At 46.4% G+C, this 21,381-nt stretch carries 28 protein-coding genes; all 28 read left to right on the top strand.

The features are described from left to right. Positions 1–169: 169 nt before the first annotated feature. The 28 genes from BMZ04_RS05715 to BMZ04_RS05580 all read left to right on the top strand — a co-directional run bounded on the left by BMZ04_RS05715 (position 170) and on the right by BMZ04_RS05580 (position 21,371). Entirely contained in the window at positions 170–1,609 is a 1,440-nt protein-coding gene (locus tag BMZ04_RS05715; protein ID WP_255367812.1) for a portal protein, read from the top strand. Between the two features lie 4 nt (positions 1,610–1,613). After that, positions 1,614–2,531: an HNH endonuclease gene (locus BMZ04_RS05710; protein ID WP_093266533.1), complete on the top strand. Its 918-nt coding sequence runs from the start codon at positions 1,614–1,616 to the stop codon at positions 2,529–2,531. Continuing rightward, a complete protein-coding gene (locus tag BMZ04_RS05705) occupies positions 2,531–3,391 on the top strand; it encodes a phage minor capsid protein (protein WP_093266530.1) in 861 nt (286 codons plus the stop codon). The genes BMZ04_RS05710 and BMZ04_RS05705 overlap by 1 nt, the downstream gene beginning before the upstream one ends. Before the next feature lie 85 nt (positions 3,392–3,476). Further along, positions 3,477–4,181: a phage scaffolding protein gene (locus BMZ04_RS05700; protein ID WP_093266528.1), complete on the top strand. Its 705-nt coding sequence runs from the start codon at positions 3,477–3,479 to the stop codon at positions 4,179–4,181. 78 nt (positions 4,182–4,259) lie between these two features. Next, positions 4,260–5,348, top strand: a complete 1,089-nt coding sequence (locus BMZ04_RS05695) for an SU10 major capsid protein (protein ID WP_093266526.1) — start codon at positions 4,260–4,262, stop codon at positions 5,346–5,348. Positions 5,349–5,406: 58 nt separating this feature from the next. Then, entirely contained in the window at positions 5,407–5,616 is a 210-nt protein-coding gene (locus BMZ04_RS05690; protein WP_093266524.1) for a hypothetical protein, read from the top strand. Between the two features lie 14 nt (positions 5,617–5,630). Further along, positions 5,631–6,017 (top strand): hypothetical protein, encoded by a 387-nt coding sequence (locus BMZ04_RS05685; RefSeq protein ID WP_093266522.1) that lies wholly within the window; start codon positions 5,631–5,633, stop codon positions 6,015–6,017. Further along, positions 6,017–6,334: a hypothetical protein gene (locus BMZ04_RS05680; protein ID WP_093266520.1), complete on the top strand. Its 318-nt coding sequence runs from the start codon at positions 6,017–6,019 to the stop codon at positions 6,332–6,334. Before BMZ04_RS05685 ends, BMZ04_RS05680 begins: the two co-directional genes overlap by 1 nt. After that, positions 6,334–6,744 carry a hypothetical protein gene (locus BMZ04_RS05675; protein WP_093266518.1) on the top strand — a complete coding sequence of 137 codons (411 nt, stop codon included), beginning with the start codon at positions 6,334–6,336 and terminating at the stop codon, positions 6,742–6,744. Before BMZ04_RS05680 ends, BMZ04_RS05675 begins: the two co-directional genes overlap by 1 nt. Position 6,745: 1 nt before the next feature. Then, on the top strand, positions 6,746–7,327 hold the full coding sequence (locus BMZ04_RS05670; protein ID WP_093266516.1) for a hypothetical protein: 582 nt from the start codon (positions 6,746–6,748) through the stop codon (positions 7,325–7,327). Then, positions 7,264–8,397, top strand: a complete 1,134-nt coding sequence (locus BMZ04_RS05665; protein ID WP_369802626.1) for a phage tail sheath subtilisin-like domain-containing protein — start codon at positions 7,264–7,266, stop codon at positions 8,395–8,397. Before BMZ04_RS05670 ends, BMZ04_RS05665 begins: the two co-directional genes overlap by 64 nt. 34 nt (positions 8,398–8,431) lie before the next feature. After that, entirely contained in the window at positions 8,432–8,857 is a 426-nt protein-coding gene (locus BMZ04_RS05660) for a phage tail tube protein (RefSeq protein ID WP_093266512.1), read from the top strand. A gap of 81 nt (positions 8,858–8,938) precedes the next feature. Then, on the top strand, positions 8,939–9,334 hold the full coding sequence (locus tag BMZ04_RS05655; protein ID WP_093266510.1) for a phage tail assembly chaperone: 396 nt from the start codon (positions 8,939–8,941) through the stop codon (positions 9,332–9,334). Positions 9,335–9,513: 179 nt separating this feature from the next. Next, positions 9,514–11,853, top strand: a complete 2,340-nt coding sequence (locus tag BMZ04_RS05650) for a phage tail tape measure protein (RefSeq protein WP_093266508.1) — start codon at positions 9,514–9,516, stop codon at positions 11,851–11,853. Beyond that, entirely contained in the window at positions 11,850–12,506 is a 657-nt protein-coding gene (locus tag BMZ04_RS05645; RefSeq protein ID WP_093266506.1) for a LysM peptidoglycan-binding domain-containing protein, read from the top strand. Before BMZ04_RS05650 ends, BMZ04_RS05645 begins: the two co-directional genes overlap by 4 nt. Next, entirely contained in the window at positions 12,503–13,588 is a 1,086-nt protein-coding gene (locus BMZ04_RS05640) for an XkdQ/YqbQ family protein (RefSeq protein ID WP_093266504.1), read from the top strand. The genes BMZ04_RS05645 and BMZ04_RS05640 overlap by 4 nt, the downstream gene beginning before the upstream one ends. Positions 13,589–13,675: 87 nt before the next feature. Further along, entirely contained in the window at positions 13,676–13,969 is a 294-nt protein-coding gene (locus BMZ04_RS05635) for a DUF2577 family protein (protein ID WP_093266502.1), read from the top strand. Then, on the top strand, positions 13,970–14,383 hold the full coding sequence (locus BMZ04_RS05630; protein ID WP_093266500.1) for a DUF2634 domain-containing protein: 414 nt from the start codon (positions 13,970–13,972) through the stop codon (positions 14,381–14,383). Continuing rightward, a complete protein-coding gene (locus tag BMZ04_RS05625) occupies positions 14,383–15,438 on the top strand; it encodes a baseplate J/gp47 family protein (RefSeq protein ID WP_093266498.1) in 1,056 nt (351 codons plus the stop codon). Before BMZ04_RS05630 ends, BMZ04_RS05625 begins: the two co-directional genes overlap by 1 nt. Before the next feature lie 13 nt (positions 15,439–15,451). Continuing rightward, positions 15,452–15,838: a phage tail fiber protein gene (locus tag BMZ04_RS05620; RefSeq protein ID WP_093266496.1), complete on the top strand. Its 387-nt coding sequence runs from the start codon at positions 15,452–15,454 to the stop codon at positions 15,836–15,838. An 18-nt stretch (positions 15,839–15,856) separates the two neighbouring features. Next, positions 15,857–16,819 (top strand): putative phage tail protein, encoded by a 963-nt coding sequence (locus tag BMZ04_RS05615; RefSeq protein ID WP_093266494.1) that lies wholly within the window; start codon positions 15,857–15,859, stop codon positions 16,817–16,819. Beyond that, a complete protein-coding gene (locus BMZ04_RS05610) occupies positions 16,816–18,654 on the top strand; it encodes a right-handed parallel beta-helix repeat-containing protein (RefSeq protein WP_093266492.1) in 1,839 nt (612 codons plus the stop codon). Before BMZ04_RS05615 ends, BMZ04_RS05610 begins: the two co-directional genes overlap by 4 nt. A 126-nt stretch (positions 18,655–18,780) precedes the next feature. Beyond that, positions 18,781–19,056: a hemolysin XhlA family protein gene (locus BMZ04_RS05605; protein ID WP_093266489.1), complete on the top strand. Its 276-nt coding sequence runs from the start codon at positions 18,781–18,783 to the stop codon at positions 19,054–19,056. A gap of 34 nt (positions 19,057–19,090) precedes the next feature. Beyond that, complete coding sequence (locus BMZ04_RS05600) at positions 19,091–19,330, top strand: phage holin (RefSeq protein WP_093266487.1); 240 nt, start codon at positions 19,091–19,093, stop codon at positions 19,328–19,330. After that, on the top strand, positions 19,330–20,019 hold the full coding sequence (locus BMZ04_RS05595) for a peptidoglycan recognition protein family protein (protein WP_093266481.1): 690 nt from the start codon (positions 19,330–19,332) through the stop codon (positions 20,017–20,019). The genes BMZ04_RS05600 and BMZ04_RS05595 overlap by 1 nt, the downstream gene beginning before the upstream one ends. Before the next feature lie 95 nt (positions 20,020–20,114). Further along, the gene (locus tag BMZ04_RS05590) at positions 20,115–20,465 is read left to right on the top strand and encodes a YhjD family protein (RefSeq protein WP_093266479.1); all 351 of its coding nucleotides are present in this window, start codon (positions 20,115–20,117) and stop codon (positions 20,463–20,465) included. Between the two features lie 293 nt (positions 20,466–20,758). Continuing rightward, positions 20,759–20,881: a hypothetical protein gene (locus BMZ04_RS22720; RefSeq protein WP_255367811.1), complete on the top strand. Its 123-nt coding sequence runs from the start codon at positions 20,759–20,761 to the stop codon at positions 20,879–20,881. A 121-nt stretch (positions 20,882–21,002) separates the two neighbouring features. Beyond that, entirely contained in the window at positions 21,003–21,371 is a 369-nt protein-coding gene (locus BMZ04_RS05580; protein WP_093266473.1) for a hypothetical protein, read from the top strand. Positions 21,372–21,381: the final 10 nt, after the last annotated feature.

The raw sequence follows: 21,381 nt of genomic DNA, 5'->3' as shown, positions 1-21,381 counted from the left end.
CAAAGTAAACGCAAAGGAGGCGGACATAATCGCCATATTCAAAATCGGTCGTAAATCGGACGACGAACTAAGCGAGAGTGGGTCGGTCGTGTACACCGACAAAATAATAAAGGTCGGCGCGGTATTTCCACCAGAAAACTCACGGGAACGACTTTCTAAATATAAACGCATGAAAACGTTATATGACGGAAAAGCATTAGAAATTTACGAACGTGCTACCGCTATACTTCGGGATACTCCGCACGCAGCGCAATTAGAAAAGCTATATATCGCAGCTAATTTCGCAGATATCCTCGTAACTAAAGCAGCGGATTTACTCGTAGGCGAACCACCGATATTCGACAGTGGATTAGCAGATGATACACCACAACAAGTAGCAATTAATAGCTACGTCGAAGAAAACGATTTAGTTAAGTTGATACATGAGTCGACGTTATCAAACGGCTACCGAGGCGATGCGTGGATTAAGGTGCGCTATGATTACCGTCAAGATTATTCTGCATTAGCGGAACTAGGAATGGGCGTACCGGACGACGCAGTAATGGAGCCTATTATCGAGCATATTTCGGCATCTTGCGTATTCCCGGAAACAGCGCGAGGTAACGTCAAGGCGTTCAAGGCGGTAAATATCGCATCAGTCGAATGGGTAGTCGGCGTAAAAGCGGACATTCCGTTCTTAAACGTAGAGCGTCATTTACCCGGTTACATCATGTACGAGCGCTATCGTCTATCCGCGACGGAAGGTAGTGTCGATAGCTCATACGGTTATCCGTTACAGACGTTTACTATCGAAGAAAAAGTCGCTACTGGACGTGAAGTCGACGTTATAGAAACGGGTGTGCCGACGTTACTTGTTCACCATATACCGTATAAATCGGTAGACGACGCATGGGAAGGTAAGGGGACGTTAGAGGCGATAGAATCGATATTAATCGCAATTAACGATAGACTCGCCCAAATTGATCTGGTGCTTTACAAACACTCGGACCCTCCGACATACGGACCGGAATTAGGAGAAAGAGGCAACGTCAGAATATCGGGCGCATACATTCCGATAACTAAAGACGACGCCATCCCAGGTTATATGACTTGGGACGGTAAACTAGAAGGAGCATTTAAAGAGTTAGAGACATTAATCGGTATGGCTTTTCAAATTGCGGAGACGCCACAGTGGTTATTCGGTACAGTACTCGGGGATGCGAACGCAGGGGGTACTGGTACTTCCCATACAGATGGAGCTGCGATTAAGGCGCGCTTCATGCCGATCCTTTCGAAAACTAATCGAATTAAGACGCACTATAACCTAGCAATTCGCGACGCATTATACAACTGTCAATTACTCGATATAGCACACGGAGATAAAAAATTCGAAGCGGCGTACCCGATTATTACATGGAGATCAGGACTTCCCGAAAATCTAAAAGAACAAGCCGAAATAATGCAGATTAGAACCGGCGGAAAAGCCACGATAGACGTCGCTACAGCGGTAAAACGAATGGACAGCGTAGATGATATTCAAGCGAGGGAAATTATAAGTCGCATTGGAAGCGACGCTGAAAGAGAAGTCGGAACAGTCGACGCTAGTATTTTTAACGAAGTAGGAGAGTGATAATATGCCCGCAAAACTAACGATGGAACAGGTCCTAGCGGTTTTCGAGGCACGCGGTTTCGTACTACTAGAAAAAGAGTACACAAGCAAGGACGTACCGATGCGTTACATTTGCACTTGCGGAAATGAAAGTACTATGTCAGTGAATAACGCTAAACGCGGAAAGAGTTGTGCGTCTTGTGGGCGTAAGAAGGCTTCTAAAACCAAGACAACTCCTATCGAAGAAATAGAACAGATATTTACTGAATCCGGTTGCAAATTACTTTCAACTTCTTACGCATTCGGAGATAAATTAAAATATATATGTAGGTGCGGAAGCCAGTCGGAGATAGTATTAGGCGCCGCTAAATACTCTGGAATATCATGTAAGCAATGCGGGTACAAAAAAATAGGCGATGCTAAACGTAAGTACACATTAGAGGACGTTAGGGAACTTTTCGAGGAACAAGGAAAAGTGTTACTAGCGGACTCTTTTTTAAATTCAATTCTGCCTATGCCTTACATTTGTAAATGTGGTACACAGGGACATACGAATCTAAATAATTTTTTTAAAGGTAAGGACTGTCGGCAATGTCGTAGTGATAAGATCAGCGAAGCACTTAGGGACCCGAACATCACCGACGAAGAACGAGAACAAAAAAGACAACAACGGGCATATAAGCCGTTCAGGGAAGGCGTTTTCGAACGCGACGACTACACTTGCCAATGTTGTAACGTAAGAGGTGCGGAGATAAACGCGCATCACATACTTAACTTCGCGGATAATCCCGAATGTAGGACGGACGTAGATAACGGTATCACGCTTTGTAAGATGTGTCACGTAGATTTTCACAAGCAGTACGGTAAGCGTAATACGAACGCCGAACAACTAGCGGAATTCATTTCAGATAACACGATCGCGACGCAAGGCGGTGATAACTAATGCCGGACATTCCGCAACCAACGTATGACTACGATATTAATAAGCTAACCAAAGCGTATGAGCGCGCACTTAGAGACGTAAGAAGCGAACTCGATACGCTTTTTCTATCGGATTTCGAACGCGCGCAAATCATCGCTACCGAGCGTAATATCAGCCGAATACTTTCCGATATGGCGCAGTACGGCGACGAATGGGCAGCGTTAACGACGGACAAAGCGTTTAACGACGGCATCGCCCGTACTATTATGTCGCTACATCTAGCGGAGACCTTCGAAGATGCGTTAAAGATAGCGCAGTTTAACGGAGTGAATCGTCGACTAGCCGCAGCCATGATCGCGGACACGCAAGCGGATTTACTCGCAGTTACGCAGAATATTGAGCGACGCACACGCGTTATTATTCGCAAAGCATCGGCAGAAGTTATTCGAGCGCAGACAGCCTCGGGCATTAACGGCGTACGGTCGATTAAGTCGGCGCTAAGTAAGGAATTACGGAAGCAACTCGGGGCAGAAGCGAACGAAGCCATTATCGACGCGTCGGGTAGGCGCTGGAAAGTATCGCATTATACGGAAATGCTCGCTCGTACGAAGTTAATGCAGGCGCAGCGTGAAGCGTCTATTAACGAAGCTATCGACGAAGGCGCTTATTACGGCGTTATTAGTACACATGGCGCTACGGATGCGTGTCGAGGTTACGAGGGTAAGATCGTCAAGCTAATCGCGGAAGCACCTGGCGATTATCCGTATATTGACGAGTTACCTCGCCGAGAAATATTCCATCCGAATTGTAAGCACGTAGTATCGCCACTTCGCGACCCTTCTAGGACATCGGCGGATATACGAAGAATTAACGGTAATTAACTCAACACGACCGAACGTATAAGTCGCTAAACTGCAACGGCGTAACAAAATATGCGCGACGGCGCCAACACGGAGGTAATACATTATGACGAATCTTAACGATTTACTAACGCTTAACCTACAGTATTTTTCGGAGGAACCACCGGCAGAGCCGACGGAACCAGTTGCGCCAGTAGAACCGCAAGAGCCTACGGAACCACCAACGGAAAAATTACTGACGCAAGCCGAATTCGAAGAAGCGTTAAAGAAGCGCTTAGAGCGAGAACGTAAAAAATACGAAGGCTTCGACGAATTGAAAACGAAGGCTAGCGAATACGAAGCACTACTCGAAGAAAAAAGACTTGCGGAATTATCGGAGAAAGAACGCGCGGAAGCATTAGCGAAGAAATTCGAGGAAGAAAAGAACGAACTAACGGCCCAACTCGAAGCCATTCGTAAGCAAGCGGAATCCGAAAAGATACGCAACGAATTTAACAAGGTCGCTACTGGCGCCAATGTCGCTTATTTAGACGACGCTATCGCACTCGCGGATTTATCGGCCGTGACAATCGACGAGGACGGTAAAGTAGTCGGAATGGATGACGTTGTAAAAGCGCTAGTTGACAATAAACCGTTTCTAGTCGGCAAGAAGGCGCAGCAGCCTATCGGACAGGCGACAAACGGAAACACCGACGTAGCGGACAAAACGGCTGACCAATTATTATCGGACGCAGCCGAATTAGCACGCAAGACGGGACGCCAAGAACATCGCGTTGCTTACGCAAAATTGAAGAAGCAACTCGGAAAATAAACGAAGTAATACGGTCGCGGACGAAATGTCGGCGGCTTTTTGAATACCCAAAAAACACATACAACGGAGGAATATTAAATGACAATTTTACAAAACCAAATCGTAGGCAAGAAAGAATCGGTAACAGACGAACTATTACTACTTAATCCGCATCAAACACCAATGATATCGCTTGTAGGTTTCGGCGAATCAGTATCACAAGTTGAGCACCAATGGTTCGAGGACGAAATGTACGCAGACGAAACAACTACGACTGCAACGGCGCTAATTGATGCAACTACTATTAAAGTAGCAGACGGTTCAATTTTCCAAGCTAAACACGTTATTAAAGTCGGCGAAGAATTAATGCTTGTTACAGTAGTAAACGCTAACGACTTAACGGTTACTCGCGGATATGCAGGAACTACGGCAGCAGCAGTAGGTAACGCAGCTAAAGTCGAATTCCAATTCGTAGAAGGCGTAGAAGGTGCAGACGCTCGTAAAGCTCGTTTCAAATCACGTAAACGCGTATCTAACTTAACGCAAATCTTCGACGAGTCTATTTCGATTTCTGGTACGGCAGCAGCAACGTCTGAACACGGTATCGACGATCTATACGAATACGAAAAACAAAAGAAATTATTAGAGCTAGCGTTACAACTTGAAAAAGCGGTAATCAACGGAGTTAAATACGAATCAGGTGACGGTAAAGTGCGTCAGACTGGCGGTATCCGTAACTTCATTCAAACAAACGTTAAAAACGCAGCAGGCGGAGACTTAACGGAAGATATGTTGACAGACGCGTTCCAAGCTATCTACGAAGCTGGCGGATTCGCTACTGGCGGTAACTACAAAATCGTAGTAGGCGCGAAACAAAAACGTGCAATCTCGAAATTAGGCGCTGACAAAATCACACTTGAACGCCAAGATAACGGACGCGGCCAAGTAGTTGACCACTTCTTATCTGACTTCGGCGCAGCGGAAATCGTTCTTAATAACAACGTAGCGGCTGACGAAGTATTTGTTGTCGACGCTAACCGTACGGAAATCAAACCACTTAAAGGCCGTGACTTCACGCACCAATACTTAGGCGCTAAAGGTGACTACGTAGAAGGTCAAATCGTGGGCGAATTCTTACTTGAGTTCAAACAAGAGAAAGCACACGCTCGCATCAAAGGCTTGAAATAATTAACGCTATTATGACGCAGACTTAACGGTTTGCGTCGTTTTAGTTAGGAGGTAGACGATGGCAAAGTATATATCGAAATATAAATCGCTAGGCTTCTACGTTAATGGCGAACACAAGGCGTTCTCGAACGGCGTTTACGAAACAACCGACGCAGAAGAAATCGCGGTACTAGAGCGCGTTTCCGACGCAATCAAACAAGACGAACCGAAACAAACGGAGGCAAAGCCGGCATCGAAAGCGCCCGCACGTAAGCCCTCCGCAAAATAAAGGAGGCGTAACTTATGACGCGGGACATCGAAGCAGCAACGGCTTATATCCGTTTAAATACGCTTGACAACGAGGACTTTATCGACGGTGACGTAGAACGTAAAACAGCGCTACTAAACGTTTCTGACCGCACACTCAAACGGAAATTTCCGGGGCTTACAATACCGGACGAAGCGAACTACCTTTTCGCGGCGACGCTAGCAGGCGCATTTAACGATACGAATAAATTGGCGCAACAAGGCGTAGCGTCGTTCAGCGTAAAAGGTATCGCGTTTACGTTTAAGGATTGGGCGAAGAAGGAACTCGACGCATTTATACCGGCGGACGCAATCGAATTAATCGGCGCGGAAAACGGCGTCAATCTATCGGCAGGACGCTCGATAAAGTGGGTGACGTTGTAATGGCGTTAATACCGCTAAAACAGACGGCTACGATTACGAAGCCCGGCACTATGGACGATTGGGGTAACGGAACACCCGGCGAAACGATTATACTCAAATGTCGCGCAGATGAAACCGTTAAAGTTATCGTCAATAGTCTCGGAAAAGAGGTCGTAAGCAACGTGTCACTAATTTTCGATAAGTTGCCGAATATTGCGTACGACGACGTAATTAATTACACAAACGAATTAGGCGTGGCAGTCGAACGTACACCGGAACTTATCGCACCTATCCGAATGATTGACGGCAAGCCCGGATTAACGGAGGTGCATCTGTAATGGCGCAAGAATTCCATATTGACCGTACGCGACTTGACCGAGCATTACGGCAGTCACCGAAGGCGGTCAATAAAGGTGCGGCGGTGGCGCTAGGCGATATTAAACGCGATTGGGTACGAGAGTCACGCGATATTGCTCCGCTAGATTCGAGTAACCTACGTCGTCAGCTACAGTCGGAGGTATTCGAGCCTGGCGCAAACGGATATATCGAGATACGCGCTAACGCTACGCAAGGTGGGCGTTTTAACTACGGTTACTATATTCACGAAATGGACGCAGGCGGTAAGAGTCTTTTGACGCCAGGTACCGAAAAGAAGTTCCTCGATAAATCCGCGGAGTCACGTATCGGAGATTGGGCGCAATGGCTCGAAGAAGAAGTAGAAAAAGCGTTACGCAGCGAGGGGTGGTAGTATGGCGGATATAACGCAGGAAATCGAAACGCTCGCGACATATCTCGGTACTACCGCTACATTTGCGCGTGTATGGCGGCAACATTTACCGCCTAAATATACGGCGAATGAGTTATCTATCCGCTATCTCGGCGACAGTAGCGAAAGTGAAACGGCGTACCATTTCCGTATCGATCGCGAGTACCAAGTCGTTTATTTCGCGGCAACAGAAATCGCATGTATTCAGAGAGCAACGTTATTACAGCGCGCAATAAATCAGCAAATAAAGATACCGATTAAAGACGCTACCGGCTATATGTCGCTAGGGTCTTTTTCGATTTCGCAACCGTTCAAGACGGATACGGACGGCGTATTTGCGGTAGTCGGCGTACTACAAGCGCAAGTAAGGGAAGCGCGCTACTTTGCGCCAGTACCGAAAATGCAAATCATCGAACATCGGATTTATACCGAACCTGGTCAAGCGATGTGGGAGGACGTGGAAGTTAATCCTGTTTCGAACGCAGAGGTAAACGGTACGTCATGGAACGAGTTTCGAACGGCACTAGAGAAAGTAGCAAAAGAAAAAAATGGAGGCGGTATTTAATGGCAAACGGAGGACAATGGGACCCGATATCATTACCGGTCAGACCCGGTTTATATCTGAATTTCGTAGAGGCGGCATTAGCGGCAATTACGGGCGGTCCACGCGGAGTTGTAGCGTTACCGTTATTTAATTATACGGGCGGTGCGGCGAAGTCAGGCGAATTTTACACAATCGAAGGTGAAGCGGATGCAGTCGAACTATTCGGCTCAGTTAACGCAAAGCCAGTATTAAACGTATTACAAGGCGGCGCGGCGGAGGTTTTAGTTTACGCAGTACCGGAGCTAGAAGCGACATTACAGTACGTAGATATTCGCGATCAATACGAAGCGCGTCCGTTTAACGTATTTGTATATCCGCAAAATGTATCACCGGACGAGCAAGACGCTACTAAGGCGTGGGTTGAACGCAACCGCGAAGAAGGTAAGCACTTCGCATGGGTACTCGGCGGAACTTCGGAAGAGGATGCAGACCCGACAGTAGGTAATGCGCGTTCAGTACGCTTAAAAGACAAGTACATCGTTAACTTAATCGTCGGCGGAATTACAGGCGCAGGCGACGAAATCGAGTCAGCAGTTTACGCAACGTACATCGCAGGACTTATCGCAGGCACACCGATTAACAAGTCGATTACGTACGCAGATTTACCACTTGCAGACGTTAACAAGCGTTTGAAAAATAGCGAAATTGTAACGGCGTTAACTAGCGGCTCTTTGGTACTAGTGAACGATGGCAAAACGATTAAAGTCGAGCAGGGCGTAACAACGGATAGTGATACGTCTAAACGCGGTAAAATCCGCATCATGCGCGCGCGTCAAGCAGTTGCGACGGATATTCCGGAAACAGCGAAGAATCGCTACATCGGTAAAGTCGACAACAACCCGGCTGGACAAGTCGCATTAATCAGCGCAATCAAAGCGTATTTACAAACGTTAGAAACTAACAACGTACTGATGGCGCCAAAAGTCGAATTGGACGCGCTACGACCAAGTGTTGGCGATAGCGTATTCCTAGCGATTAGCTACGTAGAAGTCGACAGCATGGAACGTATTTTCTTAACAATCAACGTCTAAAAAGACGCAAATATAACGAAGGAGTGACGCATAAATGGCAATGGATTCTACGAAAGCTATTTCCGGTTCATACGGAAAGATTTATCACGACGGCGTTTGGCTAACGAACGCTTTCGGAATTGAAGCGTCGGTGGAAGTAAGCTACGAAGATATTAAACGTTCGGGTACGCGCATGGTCGGACATAAAGCGATGTCAGTAAGCGCAAGCGGAACGATTAACAGCTACAAAATGAACAACGAATTTGCGAAACTTATCGGTCAGATTATGGACGACCGCAAAGGCGCATTTGTAACGGAAATCCACATTCACTTAGACGATCCGGAAAATACGGACGTAGCGGCGGAGTGGGTTGTATTGAAAGGCGTACAGTTTACGCAAATTCCCGTAATCAACTTCGAACACGGCTCGCTAGTCGAGGAAGAATTACCGTTCGTTTACGAAGGTTACGAGTACATCTAATAACGCAATAAGAACGGAGGGCGGCGTCGTAATGGCGTCGTCTTTTTAATTCGAAAACTAACTCAACGGAGGTTTTTATAAATGGCGAAAATGAACGCATTAGAAGCGCTACTAGGCGCAACAACGGAAATTGAAGAAACAATCGAAATGCCACGACTGAATACGGAATTCAAAGTACGCGCACTAACAGGCGACCACGTAAAAAAACTTAGCGCAGAAGCTACCGTTTACGACGGAAAGAACGGCAATAAAACGGAGCGCGTCGACCAATCGCAATTAAGCGGACTTATGTTAGCGGCAGCAATTATCGAGCCGAACTTTAGCGACGCGGCATTACTAAAACATTACGGAGCGCGTGACGGAGCCGATTGTATTCAAAAAGCGCTACTAGCGGGAGAAATCGCAGCAGTTACGAAAGTCGTACTTAACGTCAGTGGATTAGGCGATGCGACGGAGATTGAAGCGGCAAAAAACTAATCAAGGCGGGCGGAGAGGCAGCGCTAATCCACCGCATATTCCAACGGCATCACATAGCACCCGACGAATTCTACGCGAAAGAAGAACGTCATAAGGCGTTCATGTATGCGTCGGAATTACTCGTTATCGACGAAGAAGTCGAAGCGGAGAAAAAACGGAAGAGGGGAGGAAAATAGGAAATGGCAATCGATTTAGTCGCACGACTCATGCTCGACGATCAAATGACCGCATCACTTAACAAGCTAACCGTAGGCTCAGCGGCAAGTTTCGCAGCAATCACAGCGGGCGCAGCGTACGCAATAAAGGAATTCACGTCGTTTGACGATGCTTTACGAAAAGCTGGCGCAATTGCCGGCGCAAGTGCTTCGGAATTAGACGCTATGCGAGAGTCGGCAATTCAGCTAGGCGCTGATACGTCAAAAGGAGCGACGGAAGTTGCGGACGCAATGGCGGATTTAGCCGCAAATGGATTCGACGCTAATCAAGTTATCGCAGCCATGCCCGGTATTATCGCAGCGTCCGAAGCATCCGCAGAAGATTTAGCATTAGCAGCGGACACAGTATCGTCGGCTCTTAATATATGGTCGCTCGAAGCGGCGGAATCTACGCATGTTGCGGACGTACTGGCAATGGCAGCGAACGTATCCGCAGCGGGCATAATGGACCTTAGTTACGCGTTCAAATACGCAGGGGCACCGGCAGCCGCATTAGGCATTTCGCTTGAAGAAACGGCAGCAGCGGTAGGACTTATCACCAACGCAGGTATTGACGGTTCGACGGCCGGTACAGCGCTACGAAGCGGATTAATGGCATTAGCATCACCACTTAAAAAACAGTCGAAGTTAATGGATAAAATCGGATTCAGCGCAAATAACGCGAATGGTAGTACGAAGTCATTATCGGAAATGATGCGAGACCTCGGCGCTAGTCTCGAAGGCATGACAGCTAGCGGAAAAGTAGGCGTACTGAAAGACCTAGTAGGGACCGAAGGAGTTTCGGCGTTCCTATCGTTACTAGACGCGGGACCCGATAAGCTAGACGAATTTACTAAGGCGCTCGTTGAATCGGACGGAGCCGCAGCAGAAACCGCCGCTAAGATGATGTCTGGAATCGGCGGAGCCTTCGAAGAAATGGGCGGTACATTTGAATCGCTCGCAATCCGAATAGGAGACGCACTCGAAGAACCTGTCGTAGCAATAGCGAGGTTTGTATCGGAAATTGACTTCAATCCGATTCTCGAACAAATCGAGAAATTCGGGGCAGCTTCGGAGAAGGCCGTTAATTATATCATCGATAATTGGTCGAAAATATCGCCAATATTGACGCCCGTCGCGGCAGGGTTAGGCGTACTCGCTACGGCACTATTCGGCATCGGCGCACTAGCGGGAATTTTCACGGGCATTAGCGCAGTAATCGCATTTATCACAGGACCAATCGGATTAATTGCGCTAGGAATCACGGCAATCGGAATAGGCTTCATGGCAGCGTATAAAGGTAGCGAACAATTCCGCAATGCGATTTCACGCGTAGTCGATACGGTGAAGGCGTTATTTACGATAGCTACAGGAAGCCAGACGGACGGATCGGTTATGCTCGCGAAACTCGGATTTTCCAACGAAACAATAGCGGGTATTTTCAACTTTATAAACGCAGTAAAGGCGGCGGCTTCCGATTTCATGGCGTATCTATCGGCTAAATGGACGGAGTTACAGCCGACCGTGATTATGCTCGGCGGAGTTTTTGAGAACGTGAAATCAATCGTCATGAGCGCATTAACAGCGCTTTGGTCGCTAGTTGGTCCGATGCTTTCGCTACTTGGCAACGCATTAAAAATCGTAGGTGACATCGCTGTAATGGCGTTTAACAATATTATTGCGCCTGCACTTTTAATCGTAACGACATTAGCGGCGAATCTTTGGAAAGTAATGGGACCGGTAATTTCGCTACTTGGCGCGGCTTTCGAAGTTTTAGGAGTAATCATTAAGTGGTTATGGGATACGATTTTAAAACCGTTCGTCGATTATTGGACGTCGGGGCTTCTCGTTGTACTAGACAAAGTAATGCCAGTGCTAAGTAAAGTCGGCGGAGTTTTCGAAACTATCGGAGGCTACATCAGCACAGCGGCGGGCTACGTCCGTACATTTGCGGACTTGCTAAAAGGCGTAAAAGTGCCGGATTGGTTCTCGAAAGTTGGCGGTAAGGCGGTGGAATTCGCTGGTAACTTATTACCTGGACATTATAACGGACTAGAGCGCGTGCCTTACGATAATTACGTAGCTAGACTGCATCAAGGCGAGCGTGTGTTAAATCGTTTTGAAGCGGACGACTATGACCGCGTAATGAGCGGCGTTTCTTATGGCGGAGCAATGGCGCCTACCGGCGGTGGTAATTCCGAAGGCGGTCGCGGAGATATTTCGATATCGGGTAACACGTTCCATGTGCGCCAAGAGTCGGACATTGAAGCAGTTGCGATGGAAATAGCGAGATTAATCGAACGAGAGGGGTATCAGATGGTATGACAAATCCGATTCAGTTTTGGCTCAAAGATCGCGAAGGATTATACCTCCGATTACCCGTTAATCCTTCGGAGTTCACCGTAACTTCACCGTATGGAGTATCGAAGGTAAACGTAGCAAGTCTCGGCGAAGTTACGATACCCGGCGAACGTGGATTAAAAACGGTATCGTTCGAATCGTTCTTTCCTCGCGACTATAATCCCGCTTATTGCGAATACAGCGACTTTATGAACGCACGCAGTTGGGTGTTACAACTCGAAACGTGGCGCGATACTCGTAAAAGCATCCGCTTATTAATCACGGGAACAAACGTAAGTATTCCAGTTCTTATCGAATCATTCGAAATACAACCGGAGCGTGCCGGTCACGTTGGCGATATTTTTTACAGTTTAACGGCAGTAGAATATCGCGAGCCATCCGTAAGGAAAGTCGAAAAGAAAGCAAACGTAGTAAAGGCGGCAGGGGCATCTAGACCAACGCAAGATAAAAAAGCACCGAAATCACACACGGTTAAGAAGGGCGACACATTATGGGCGATTGCTAAACGGACTTACGGAAATGGCGCTGATTTTAAGAAAATCTACGAAGCTAATAAAGCGACAATCGGCAAGAATCCGAACGTAATTAAGCCCGGTCAAAAGTTGGTGCTGCCGTGAGTACGCGACTCTTAATCCGCGACATCGACATCGCGGACTTTCTTACTTCGGCTACCTGGTCGGGACATAGCGAAAAGCCTAACCGAACGCTAACGTTGCAATTTAAAAATACGATAGACGGGCGCTATAAAGCTTTCGCAGTGAGTAACGGCGAAGCGATTCAGTATTTCATCAATAATAAGCGGATATTCGTAGGAAGCGTATTTGATACGGATATTAATGAAAGCGGCAATATGACCGTAACGTGCTACGACCGAAACTACTATACATTAAAATCGAAAGCTACTCGGCAGTTTAAGAATAAGAAGGCGTCTGAAATCGTTAAACAGCTAGCGAAGGACTTCGGCATACCTGTCGGCAATATCGAGGATACAGGTTACGTTATTCCAAAGTTGATTCTTCGTAATCATTCGTTGTACGACATGATGCAGAAAGCGATGTACCTTACGTATAAGCAGACGAAAAAGAGATTCTTCTTCGGTAATGTAGACGGCAAATTAACGCTAATGCAACACAAGAATAACGTAACTCCGTGGATACTCGCAGCAGGCTCGAACTTAACGAGCGCAAGCTATTCGATTTCGATGGAGGACACGAAAACGCAAGTTCAAGTAGTCGGCGGTAAAGATAACAAACTTACTCATACGGCGAAATCCGTTGCATCGCAGAAACTTTACGGAATCATGCAACATTACGAAGAAATGGACGAAAAGGCGACGACTTCACAGGTTAAACAACGCGCCGAATCGTTATTAAAAGAGCTTAACGTTCTAAACGATCAAGCGTCCGTTTCTGCAATCGGTATCATCGACGTAGTTACGGGTTGTGGCGTTTATGTACGCGAGCCTATGACGGGGCTTGCCGGCGGTTACTACGTCACAAGCGATTCCCACACGTTCAGCGACGGCAAGCACGAAATGAAACTCGAAATTAGCGCGTCACTCGATTTACCTAAAATCGAAATAAGCGACGAAGAACTCGGAATTGAAAAGCCGCAGAAGCCGAAGAAAAAGAAAGCGAAAAAAGACGCGAAGAAAACGGACAAAGACGATAAAGATGCGAAAGCTACTACGAAAAAATAGACGGAGGGGATTACGATAGGACGCGAAGAAGGAAACGCAGGCGCACGGCTTGTTAATTTAATCGGTAAGTACGGCCACAACGTAGAAATGCGTACGCACATCGCAAAGGTTACGTCCGTTAGCCCCTTCGCTATTAGAATCGAAGGCGACGCAGACGACATCGAAATGGATTCGCTAGTCATAATGCAATCGATATTACCGCATGAGCGCAAAGCTGACGTTAAAGGGACGGCTACATTTAACGGTGTGACAGGCGCATTCAGTGGCGTTGATATGCAAATTACGTTTAAGGACGGCTATGTTGCGGTAGACGACGAAGTATTTGTACTCGAAACAAACGACGGACAACTATACCACGTAATCGATAAGGTGGTGCGATAAATGGCGATTATACCGGAAACACTCGAAGAAATCGAAAACGACGTATTAGAAACGGAAATGGAAATACAGCCGTCTCTCACGTACCAATTAACGGCGAGCGGGCTAGGCGGAATAGTAGACGGAAAAGAAGCGATTCGGCAGTTCATCGTTAAGGCGATAAGGACTGCGCGGAGTCGCTTTTTAATTTACGACGATCAATACGGAAGTGAAATCGAGGATTTAATCGGCGCAGACGTAACACGCGAGCTCTTAGACGAAGAAATACCGCGTGTAATACGAGAGGCGCTTATTTACGACGACCGCATCGCAGACGTTACGAATTTCAACGTCAGTCACAGCGGCGATACGGTGCTAATTAAATTCGACGTTTCGCTTACGAATGGAGAGCGTATGGAGAGCGAGGTGACTATTTAATGTACGAAAACGAAACGTACGAAACGATACTCGACCGTCTACTTAGTCGGTTTCCAGATACGTTCGACAAGCGACAAGGCTCCGTACTATGGGACTTATTTAGTCCGATGGCTATCGAATTGTCGCAAGCCTATACGCAGATGGACAACGTATTGAACCTCGGATTCGCCGAAACGTCTACGGGCGAACTACTCGAACGACGCGTAGCCGAGCAGGGCATGACACGGAAAACAGCGGTCAAGGCTAGCGGGCTAGTTACGATAACTGGCGCAGTAGGGGAAATCATTCCGCTAGGGACGCTACTGTCAACGGATAGCGATAGCGCGCCTATATACTTCGTCACGACGGAGGAAAAGACGCTTATTAGCGAATCAATCGATGTACCGGTAGAAGCGGAAGTAGGCGGGGTTTCCGGCAATGTCGCAATCGGAGCAATAACAGACGTTTTAGGCGACCTTAGCGGGGCAGTTACGGTTACAAACGAGAAGGTATTTAGCGGCGGAATTAACGGGGAATCGGACGAAGAATTATACGCGCGTTACCACGAAAAGGTTAGCCGTCCGGCAACAAGCGGTAATAAATACCACTACGAACAATGGGCGAAGGAAATCGCGGGTATTTCAGATGCGCGCTGTTATCCGATATGGCAAGGCGTAGGAACGGTGAAAGTCGTTGTAATTAATTCGGAGAAACGGAGTCCTTCCGCTATGACGCTAGACCAAGTAAAGGCGCACATCGATACGCAACGCCCCGTACTTGCGGACGTAACCGTGGTCGGCGTAACAGAAGTATCGATTGATATAACGGCAACGCTTACGATACGAGAAGGCGCAGATATGAACGCTGTACGAACGTCAATTAACGCTATTGTGACGGATTACTTTAAGTCGATTGCGTTCGTAGGCGACACGGTGCGTTATACAGCGATTGGTAACGCGATATTAGATTCGGACGGCGTAATCGACTATTCGGACTTACGGATTAACGGACTTACGGCGAACATCATACTCGGCAACGACGAAGTACCGGTAGTTGGCGCGATAACTATAAATTAGGAGGAATTACGATATGGCAGCAATGAGCGATTACTTAGAAAACGCGTTATTAAACGCAACTTTACGAGGGCAAGCGTGGGTAGCGCCGGCAACGGTTTATCTAGCGTTATACACGGCAGACCCAACGGATGCTAAAACAGGTACGGAAGTAAGCGGAGGTGCTTACGTAAGGCAAACGATTACCTTTAACGCACCGGCAAACGGTGTAGCGGTTAGTTCAGCGGACGTACTATTTCCGATTGCATCGGCGTCATGGGGAACCGTAACGCACATCGGCATCTTAGACGCAGCAACGGAGGGCAACCTACTTTACCACGGTGCATTAACGAATACGAAAACGATCGCATCAGCGGACCAATTAAAAATAGCGGCGGGCGATGTAAGTATTACGCTTGCTTAACGAAAGAAGGCGTAAACGATGGCTGAAATAACGATTGAACCGCTAGGCCTCGTAGGTAGCGGTTCTTTTGACGGAAAAATTGTACGGTTATCAGAGTCTGCGGGGGCGTTTAGCGCTAAGGCAGACGTGGCGGGGCGAATCGTGTTAATCGTGAAGTCGGCGGCAGCTTCGATGGGTAGTGCGACTTTTCCGAAGGTTAACACACGGATTATAAAATACGTTAAAACATCGGTTAATTCGAAGTCGGCTGTCGCGGTACCATCTGTGCATAAATACAAAACGGTTAGCGGTGCGTTGTTGTCGGAGGGCTTACTCGAAACTTATACGTATGACCGCGATGTAAGGCAAACGATGAAAGACTACATGCCGAAATACTACGAAGATTTAGCGGACGTAATGCGAATGGTTGAAACGGAAGCTAACGAAGTCACACGCGTACAAGCGAAATTGAACGAACTACTCGACCAATTCTACGTAAATACCGCGACAAAAGGATTAAACCGATGGGAATCGCTTACGGACATCGAGCAAAAGGCGGCGCGCTCGACGGATTCTCGGCGACATTTTATTAACGCTAAATTACGCGGAGTAGGAACGGTTACGCGTGAACTGATAAACGAAATAGTCGATTCATTTTACGGAGCAACCATCGAGGAAGTTCCGGACGAAATGGCGATGAAAATAAAAATTACGAGTAGACGCGGAGTTCCGAAAAACTTCGAGGACATCGAGCGCTCCGTAGAGGACGTTATGCCGGCGCATATAGGGACGGACTTTTCGTTCTCTTTTTTACCGTGGCATGAACTCGATATGATCCGGCAGCAATGGGCGGATATTTCCGTATTCAAAATGGCGGATGTCGCGGAGAAGCCGTGGCGTGAATTCGAAGGTAGTGGCGCAAGGTGGCGTAAAGTAGCGGGTTTGACCGCTGAACAACTAGAAGAATCGTACGATTTAAATAAGGGAGGAATTACCGGATGAGTAGCAAAAAGACCGATAATTTAGGATTGCATAAGTGGGTACCGGAAGATTACGTACAAATGACGGAGTTTAACGAGAACTTCGATAAAATAGACGCATTAGGCGGGGCTGCGGATAGTTTAGCGGCGAATGTGGAAGCGATAACGACGGAATTAGCGGAGACTGTAAAAAAGGCAGAATATACGCAGGAAATCGGTTCCGTTAAGACGCAGTTGGCGGATACTGGGATCAACGTTAAGACCTTCGGAGCTGTTGGAGATGGTATTACGGATGATTCTGTAGCAGTTCAAAAAGCGATAGATGCTTGTGCTATTAGTGGTACAACTTTATACTTTCCGAAAGGCGTTTTTCTAACTAAACAATTAATCAACATGAAAAACGGGACAAGAATTAGAGGGGAATCACCTCAGAAATCTATCATTAAAAATACAGCTGATAACTTGGATGGTCGAGCTTTAAGTTTTAGAGCATTAGGGACAGTGGGGAACAAGTTTCAAAACATTTCTATTGAGAACATAGCATTTGATACTACAGGAGGTTCGCGCGTTGGAATCGAACATGTCAAATCGTTTTCTATGCGAAATGTCCGATTCTTCGGACACGCTGGTCTAAGACTAGATTTAGTAGACGAATTCGTGATAACGGACACTGAAATGCACGATTGTATGTACGGGATTAGCTTAATGACTTGTACAAACGGCAGTATAAAAAACACATTCGCCATGAGAGTCCCGGAAGTTATTGATTTCTTTAATTCTGACACAGTTTTGGTAGATGGTATCGTGGCATCGGATTCTACGGGAATCAATATTGACGAATGTGTTGACCTCGGTTCCAGTAGAAATATTACCATTCAAAACGTTATAGCGAACGGCTTTTATAACGGAATTAAAATAAAAACAGAAACAAATATAGCAGCCGCACCAAAAAATATCATTATTTCGAATTGCACTTTCCTGAACTGTGCAAAACATGGCATTGACTTTGATTTAAAAGGTGGAGTTCAAAGACCTCCAGATGTCATCGGTGATTTTATAGTAAGTAATGTTCATATAGAATCAACTATCGCAGGTTCAAGAGGGATTGCGATAAACAGGAAAGATGCAGACGCACAAAACTTCGGTAGAATTTCCATTGAAAACGTTACAATTCTAGTACCTAATTATGGCATTTCGACACAGACAAATGAGCCAACAAGACCTTTACCTGGTAAGGTGTATATCAAAAATTCGAAAATCATATCTACTGAAAGTGTAGGATTTTATTTAAATAACAGTTCAGACCTTTTCTTTGAAGGTGTAGACGTTCAATCTAAAATGAACACAGCTATCCTTGCCAATACATCCAAACGAGTATCGTTAACTAATTGCGAGATTCATGATTCTGTGCAAGGAATCAGTGCTATTAATTGCCAAGATTGGACTTTCGACAATTGCAATATATACTCAATCAACGGACATGGAATCCAATTCGATGTGAAGGTTGCACTAGAGAACTTCAATCCTATGTTAACAGTCAGTAACACGAAAATACACAATTATGGAACTGTTGAAAACTTCAAATCTGCGATTGCTTTTACCTCTAGCATTCCTATTGGTACTCCTGCACCGTTTAGCGGATTCCGTTTACAAGGAAACCGAATTAAGGGAGCGACAGGATCAAATACGCATTATGGTGTAGGCTTTGCAACAAATGGCGAAAAATTTACCAATGTTATTATTAAAGATAACATTTCAGAAAATATTAACGCATTTATGATTAACGCAGTAACCGAAAAAATAGAGACTACTAAGAGTGTTATTACAGATAATATGACTGCTGTTAAAGCGGTGTAGGATCAAACTGCGACTTACCGTCTAACCGAATAATCACGATATCAGAACGCCCTAAGCTATCGTAGCTAACCGGCGTTCTTTTTATTTACGCAAAATAACGCAAACTACACGAAGGAGGCTCGGACCATGCCCGAAGATTCGAAGGAAATACACGCGCTCGAACTCACGATGGCGCGCATCGAAGGTAAACTTGACGCAGCGCTCGAATTAAAAACGGACGTCACGAAGCTACGCGATGACCTCGCACGCACCGACGACACCGCACGCTCAGCCGAAGCGAAGGCGGACACAAATAGACGCGATATAGACGCATTGAAGGCGAATCAGCGATGGGCTATCGGCATCATGGCGCCTATACTCGTAACAATCGTAATCTTTATACTCGGAATTCTACTACGTTAAGCTACGCAAATAAAAACGGAAAGGGGACGTTATAATGACGAAAGACATCGTAATTTTAGTGACCGGATTTCTATCGGCGGCACTACTATTTCTCGGAACGATTAACGTATATTTCGAATGGTTTACGCAAGATTCGATTAACGCATTCGGCGTATTACTAGGCGCTGGCTTGGCGTTGGGTGGTGCGCTTTACGGCGTGTATAAGAATACCTACGCAATGACGCGCAAGGCACGCAAGCAAGCGGAGGAACTAGAACGCAAGGGGTTGAAGTGATGGCGTACGTAACCGTAAAAGATTACGTGGCATCGACGTTACATTCGCTAAAATCGCCGTATGCTATGACTCCGCAATATATCACGATTCACAACACGGCAAATGACGCAACCGCACGCAATGAAATCGCCTATATGAAACGCAATACGGCATCGACGAGCTATCACGTAGCTATCGACGACAAGGAAGCAATCGAAGCTATTCCGTTTAATCGTAACGCTTGGCATTGCGGTGATGGAAACGGCGATGGCAACCGTAAAAGCATCGGAATTGAAATCTGCTATTCGCGAAGTGGTGGCGCCAAATACGCGCAAGCCGAAGCGAACGCCATCGAATATACAGCGCAGTTACTTAAAAAATACGGATGGGGAATCGATCGTGTCCGCTGGCATCGCGATTGGTCCGGCAAGAACTGTCCGCATAGAATACTCGACGAAGGGCGTTCGGCGGCTGTTCGCAAGGCAATCGCTGATAGGCTCGCAGAATTAACGAAACCGAAAACGGAGGTGGCAGGCGTGACGAATGAACCGCAACTAAACGCAGACCAAGAAGCCGTACGCAAGAAAGCGATGGAACTCGGCATTACCGACGGTAAGAATCCGTTCCGCAACGTGAATCAATACTACGTATGGAACGCAATGATCCCGTTTGTACAACGACTGAAAGCGCTCGAAAATAAATCGAAATAACACGCAAGCCTAACGCCCTACTCGCTAATAACGGAGTGGGGCGTTTTTTTTGTGTTTGCGATATGTTATAATTAACGTAAAGGAGCGTGTTCTAAATGCCGTCAATATCAGCGGAGGATATCCGTTATTTCGAAAATAAAATATATCTACCGTTGCTTATTACGCTTTTTGAGCGCGACCGAGAATCCATCGTCAAGTTACCGTTTAAGCTGTCCCGACCGTATTTAGCGAAGGTTGAAGGCGCATTACAACGAGTTCGCGCCGACTTGAAAGTAACGGAAATTTATTTAACGCGTCATAATATGCAGTTAATTATCGAGAAATCAACGAAAGAGTCGTCAGAATACGCTTTTATTCACGCCGGTTACGAAGAACGTAAGCGGTATACAAGCGCTGAATTACGCAAACGCTCCGAGGAATTGATGCTCGAATATTTATCGAAGTAGGACGTGCACTTTTCGTCGATGTTCCGCATAAGCTAGATAGCAGCTAGCGCTATTAGCTTTACATAATCCGTCGGGGCGAATCCCTGGCGGAATTTTTTATTTATTTTAGGCGGACGTGCATTAAACGATATTAGCGCTCATATCATGTTGTTAAAGGAGGCGTTAACATCGAAAAGAATCGATTCTCCAAACCCGTCGCATTTAACCGTACGAATAGCTCCGACCAACAAATCCTCAAACACGTAAGCAAACGCAACTTTAGCGGTTACGTTAAAAAGCTAATACTCGCCGATATGAAGCAGAAAGGCGTAGTCGTTGCGACTGAAGCGCCCGTAGCGAAGGAAGTAACGGCATCTGATAGAATGGCCCGCATGAAAGACGAATTAAAACGTAAATCATCCGATAGCGTTAACTAATAACCCGATTGTAGCACCAATACCTAATCCGATAATAAACAACATACGAACACGTCCTTTCGTCTATAAGTTAAGGATAGTCTTAACAAGCGGCATAAAAAATATACGTGGAGGTACGAAATTGGCGATTTTAAATCCGAAATATGCGTTTTTGGAAGCGGATTACAGAAATCCGAATTTAGCGGGAAGTAGCGATCAGCCATCGGAAAATAAACAAACGTGGACGATTCCTCGTCTAGTAGGCGTTGCAACTCCGACGTTACTCTTAACGCTACCTAACGTTGCAATGGCGGCTAGTTCCTTCGATAATATTTATCCGACGCTTATGCGAATGTTCGATAGTGCCGTCGTTTTAGTTATCGTATTTGCAGGCGCTTCGTGGGCGCTCGGTCATCGCTCGAAAGCAATCGAATTACTAATCGGAGTATGTTGCGGTTACTTACTTGCGAGAAATGCGGTTAATATTCGCGACTTTTTAAAAACGGTATGAAGGGGCGGTT

Origin of the sequence: Psychrobacillus sp. OK032, assembly GCF_900111345.1 — a bacterium.
GTDB lineage: Bacteria > Bacillota > Bacilli > Bacillales_A > Planococcaceae > Psychrobacillus.
This window is presented reverse-complemented; position numbering and strand designations above follow the sequence as displayed.